Annotated in this window: 6 protein-coding genes; 4 read left to right on the top strand and 2 right to left on the bottom strand. The window is 65.3% G+C overall.

Annotated elements, in window-relative coordinates; all coding sequences use genetic code 11:
* Window positions 1-86: 86 nt before the first annotated feature.
* Both ACE3TU_RS18930 and ACE3TU_RS18925 read right to left on the bottom strand, forming a co-directional pair.
* The gene (locus ACE3TU_RS18930) at window positions 87-938 is read right to left on the bottom strand and encodes a DUF2927 domain-containing protein (protein ID WP_374627057.1); all 852 of its coding nucleotides are present in this window, start codon (window positions 936-938) and stop codon (window positions 87-89) included.
* A gap of 395 nt (window positions 939-1333) precedes the next feature.
* Window positions 1334-2449: a putative zinc-binding metallopeptidase gene (locus tag ACE3TU_RS18925; RefSeq protein WP_374627054.1), complete on the bottom strand. Its 1116-nt coding sequence runs from the start codon at window positions 2447-2449 to the stop codon at window positions 1334-1336.
* Between the two features lie 124 nt (window positions 2450-2573).
* Between ACE3TU_RS18925 and ACE3TU_RS18920 the strand changes: the two genes are divergently transcribed.
* From ACE3TU_RS18920 to ACE3TU_RS18905, 4 genes are all read left to right on the top strand, one after another.
* On the top strand, window positions 2574-3632 hold the full coding sequence (locus ACE3TU_RS18920) for a hypothetical protein (RefSeq protein WP_374627052.1): 1059 nt from the start codon (window positions 2574-2576) through the stop codon (window positions 3630-3632).
* Between the two features lie 8 nt (window positions 3633-3640).
* On the top strand, window positions 3641-3835 hold the full coding sequence (locus ACE3TU_RS18915) for a hypothetical protein (RefSeq protein ID WP_374627050.1): 195 nt from the start codon (window positions 3641-3643) through the stop codon (window positions 3833-3835).
* Window positions 3836-4075: 240 nt separating this feature from the next.
* Complete coding sequence (locus ACE3TU_RS18910) at window positions 4076-4339, top strand: type II toxin-antitoxin system RelE/ParE family toxin (protein WP_374627059.1); 264 nt, start codon at window positions 4076-4078, stop codon at window positions 4337-4339.
* 16 nt (window positions 4340-4355) lie between these two features.
* Window positions 4356-4646 (top strand): Fis family transcriptional regulator, encoded by a 291-nt coding sequence (locus ACE3TU_RS18905; protein WP_374627048.1) that lies wholly within the window; start codon window positions 4356-4358, stop codon window positions 4644-4646.
* The last annotated feature ends 130 nt before the right edge of the window (window positions 4647-4776 follow it).

Here is a 4776-nt window from a genome sequence, read left to right as displayed (position 1 = left end):
ACGAGCCTCGGGGGCTTGAGCGTGGCGTTGCCGGAGTGTTGATGGGGGGTGGGGCAGAGTCACATGCGTGGCTGCTCTCTCGCGAGTCAGGGCGTGGTGGCCGGTCCAGCGCTCCCTCGGAGCAGTGAGAGAATGGTGCTCGCGGCAACGCGTGCACCATCGACACCCATGCCGGTGACTATGCTGGGGTCGGTATGAATACGCCACAGAACCCAGTCGAGTTCGCTTGGGGCGGTGTGCAGTCGATCTTCGCTGAAAATGGAAGGAACGCCCTCGGGGAAATCGTGTGCGATACCGAATGCCTGCATGAACTCCTCATAGAGGCACTCTCTGAACGCCGGTCCCGTCTCGATCCACACCATCGAAATCTCGATCTCCGAAGGCGGCATTCTGGTTGTGTGATTGGAAGCCAGGCAGAAGGGGTGGCTTTCGTCCTCCATGACGCGACTTCCAAGCAGGGCGGCGACCGCCGGATTGCTCGACATCCTTTTGAGATTTGTCATCATCTCCTGACGGTTACCAATAAAGACCCACATCACGTCGGCGCTGAGCGCCATTTTGCCTTTCTCAGATTGCATCAGGAGGCCCAACTCCTTCAAGTTCACGACATGAGCGACAATTCCACCTGAACGCTGGGCAATTTCCCCGAGTACAACCTTCACCTCTACCAAAGAGGAGTCGACCAACGAAACAGACGCTTGCGGGAGCAGCACGACTTGAACCTTGTGGGCTTGATCACGCTTCCAAATGTGAGTACTCACGAAATCCTTGAGGTTCGGCGTAGTTAGGTCCGCTCCGAAGGCAAGTTGCTCATAATAGTCGAGGATCTGTTTGTCAGAGTATGTCTGAAAGACATCAGATCCTGATGCTGCGCCATGGAGCGCCAGCCCGACGGTACCTACTAGCCAGACAACTAGTGCTGCAAACCTGGATGACATGGCTGCACGCTAGATACGGTAGGCCAATTTGCATAGCCCCCGCTCATGAAGGTAGGGCGTGGGGGCTCTTGCCGTCCCAAACCCTCGATGTCATCCCGGCGGAGGCCAGGCCCCAGCGCTTTCCGCACGTCGGGCGGGTGGGATGCATCTCAGGATGGGCCCCGGCCGTCGCCGGGGTGACCGCGGTGGGGTTGGCACAATGGTGCCCCACACTTGAGGTTGGGGCGTTTGGGCTCTTGCCGTCCCAAATCCTCGATGTCCCGGCGGAGGCCGGGAGCCAGTGCTTTCCGCGCGCTAGGTGCAGGCGGCGTTATCTCAGGATGGGCCCGGACCCGGTGGGGCGGCAAGATGGTGCACGCTACCTGGTGCCTTGCGGCCGGAACGCTGTCCTTCCCTCACGCTGGCGCGTTGATCGGGACCGGGCCGTCGATGCCCGGCACCGTCCATTGCACCGCGCCGGCCTCGTGGACAAGGCGGGCGACGAAGCCGAGCTTGTCGATCACCTCGGGGGTGAGGACGAAGGGGTAGGCGTCGTGCTGGCCGACGGCGCGGTTGAGGTTGTTGATGAGCGAGCTCAACGGCACCCAGTTGTCGATCAGGTCCTCGATGCGCGAGACGGCGTAGGGATCGAAATCGAGCTGCGCGCTGAGCTCGCCGCGCTGGTCGACCTCGGGGCGGAGGCGGACGCCGAAGGCGGCGGCCATTTCGGTGGTGTCGACGACGTGGAGGTAGTGCGCGAAGGTTTCGGCGAAGTCCTCCCAGGGGTGGGCGGTGGCGTAGGCCGAGATATGGCTCTGCTGCCAATTGTCCGGCGCCGGCCTCGAATAGTAGGCGGCCAGCGCGGCGCCGTAGTCGGGGGTTTCGTCGCCGAACAGGCGCCGGAACTCGGCGCGGTCCTCCTGGCTCGGACCGACGAGGATGTCCCAGTAGTGATGGCCGACTTCGTGACGGAAGTGACCGAGCAGGGTCCGGTACGGTTCGTTGAGCCGGGTGCGACGGTACTCGCGCGCCGCGTCGTCGGCTTCGGCGAGCGCGATGGTGATGATGCCGCTTTCGTGGCCGGTGAGCACCGGGGCGGGCGCCGCCGCCTCGTTCAGGAAACGGAAGCTCAGCCCGTGCACGGCATCCTCGTTGCGGGTGGCGAGCGGCAGGCGCAGGCGGAGCAGCGAGTAGATCAGCCGCTTCTTGGCCCGCTCGATCACCTGCCATTGCGTCAGGGCCACCGGATCGTCGACATCGGGCACCAGTTCGTTGTGGCGGCAGGCCCGGCAATAGGGATCGGCCCCGGCCGCATGGGGTACCAGCCAGTTGCAGGCGCCGTGCGCGGCATTGGCGCAGAACACGAACTCGTGGTTGTCGAGGAAGGGCGCGGTGAACACCTCCGGGCCGCCCTCGAGCGAGACCAGCGCATTGGCATCCGGCGCATAGCCGAGGGGGCGCCCGCAGCGTTCGCAGCGGATGTTCTCGAAGTAGAGCAGGTGACCACAATGGTCGCAGCGGAAGAGTCGCATCGGCATCCCCGGGCATGACGCGGGTGGGAAATGCAGTGTGGGGGGCGGAGGTTCCGGACGCCACCGGTTTGTTAAGCCCGGCTTGGCATTGTCGGGAGGCCCTCGGTGTCCCGGACCCATCCAGATGATTGCGCTGCGCACCCACTCGTCCCAATTGCCGCCCTGGGCCGGTTGGCTGGCGGTGGGGCTGGCCGGGCTGCTGATGGCGCTACTGCTGGTCGTGGCCCTCGGGCGTCCGCCGCCGGTCGCCAGCGGGCCGGAAGGGGCAGCGGCAGCGGGGGACCTCGTCAGCTACCAGCGGATCGTCGAGAGGTTACGCGCCGGTGCGGACTACTATGTCGCGGCTCACGAGGTGCTGGTCGCCGACGGGTTCGGGGTCACCTCGGTGTTCAACTGGCGGCTGCCGGGCTGGGCGAGCCTGATGGCGGCGCTGCCGGACGGCTGGCTGCAAGGCGGGCTTGCGGCCCTGGCGGTCGGCGGGCTGCTGCTCGTTTATCGCATGCTGCGCGACGACGGCCCGCTGGTCGCGGGGCTCGCCTCGCTCGCCGTCGGGCTCAGCCTTGCCGGCATCGCGGTGCCCGAGAGTGCGGCGTTCTCCGAAGTCGCGGCGGGAACGCTGATCCTCGTTTCGGTGGCGGCGTACGGCAATGGCTGGCGCTGGGCCGGGCTGGCCGCGGGGCTCGCCGCGCTGTTCCTCAGGGAACTGGCGGCGCCTTATGTCGTGGTGGCGCTGGCCATGGCGGTGGGGCGGCGGCAGTGGCGCGAAGCCGCCGGCTGGGGCATCGGGCTCGCCGCGTTCGCGGTCTATTTCGGCTGGCACTGGTGGCGCGTGATCGGCACCATCGTGGCGGGCGACCCCGGCTATGTCGAAGGCTGGATCCAGTTCGGCGGACTCGACTTCGTGCTGGCCACGGCGGGCTTCAACGGGCTGCTGAGCCTTGCGCCCGAGTGGGTGACGGCGCTGCTGATGCCGATGGCCCTGCTCGGGCTATGGGCCTGGCCGAAGGGGGGGCGGGCGCTGTGGACCGTGCTGGCATTCGTGGCGCTGTTCCTCGTGGTCGGCAAGCCGTTCAACGCGTACTGGGGAGCGCTCTACACGCCGGTGCTGATGCTGGGGCTGGGGTGGGCGCCCGCGGCTATCGTTGCCGGAATCGCGGGAGCGAGGGAGACGAGGGGGCGATGAGCAGGCGCATGTCGAAGACGCTGGCCGCCGAGATCGCCGAGCGGGTGCTGAAGGTGGTGAACCCGGCCAATCGCCTGCCGGTGCTCAGCGATGCCTTGCGCAAGCACGGGTTCGGGTCGGCGACTATTCCCGCCGACGGACTGCCAGCCGATCGGGCGGCTTTGGTCGCCTGGCTGCTGGCGGCCTACGCGGCGGGAGACTGAGCCGGAAACCGCTCGCCGGCTTCCGGTACGCTTTGTGCGGCCCTCCGTTCATTTCGACGGCCCTTAGCAGAATCAGTCCCGCTTGATCTACTGTGTCACATATGGTACGACCTGCTGCAATCTGGCGGCCGCAAAAGGGGTAAGGCAGTACCCGATCGAAAGCTTGAAACCATTGAATGTACGAGGTGATCTTCTACAGGACGGAGGCGGGAAACGAACCCGCTCTGGAGGTTCAGGGCACTGCAGGAGGAAGAGCGGAAGATTGTCGGCCGCGATCTCCGCGTCCTGCAACTGGGTTTTCCGATGGGAATGCCTCTTTGCAAGTCACTTGGAGATGGGCTCTGGGAACTCAGAAGCACCCTCCCCAAGAAGATTGCCCGCGTGATCTTCTTCCTCGATGGGCCTCGCTTCATCGTCGTGCATGGCTTCATCAAGAAGAGCCAGAAGACCCCGAAGGAGGAGCTGGACGCTGCCATGGCGCGGAAGAAGCTGTACGAACTCTAGCCCACGAGAGACCATCATGACGACAACCAAGCACCCGAACCGCGGAACCGCCCTTGAGGACGTTCTTCGCGAAGATGGAAACCTCGAGGCCGCAACGGCCTATGCGGTCAAGCGGGTGATCGCCTGGCAGCTCGAGCAGGAAATGGCGAAACGTCACCTGACCAAGACCGCCATGGCGAAGAAGATGGACACGAGCCGCAAGCAGCTCGACCGGGTGCTGAGCCCGGACGACGGCAACGTGACTCTGGAGACATTGCAGCGAGCAGCAAACGCCGTTGGCCGCTCACTTCGGCTCGAGCTCGCCTGAAGCGCCGTCTCCCGTCTCAAACACTCCCGATCGTCTTCAGCCGCACCCGCGGGTGGACCTCGTTCTGGCTCATCACCACGGTCTGCGGGCGGAAGCGCTCGATGATGGCGCGGACGTGCGGGCGGATCGA

The organism is Devosia sp. (assembly GCF_041917035.1).
Classification (GTDB): Bacteria; Pseudomonadota; Alphaproteobacteria; order Rhizobiales; family Devosiaceae; genus Devosia_A.
The sequence above is the reverse complement of the archived record's forward strand: the minus strand, read 5'-3'. Positions and strand labels throughout refer to the sequence as shown.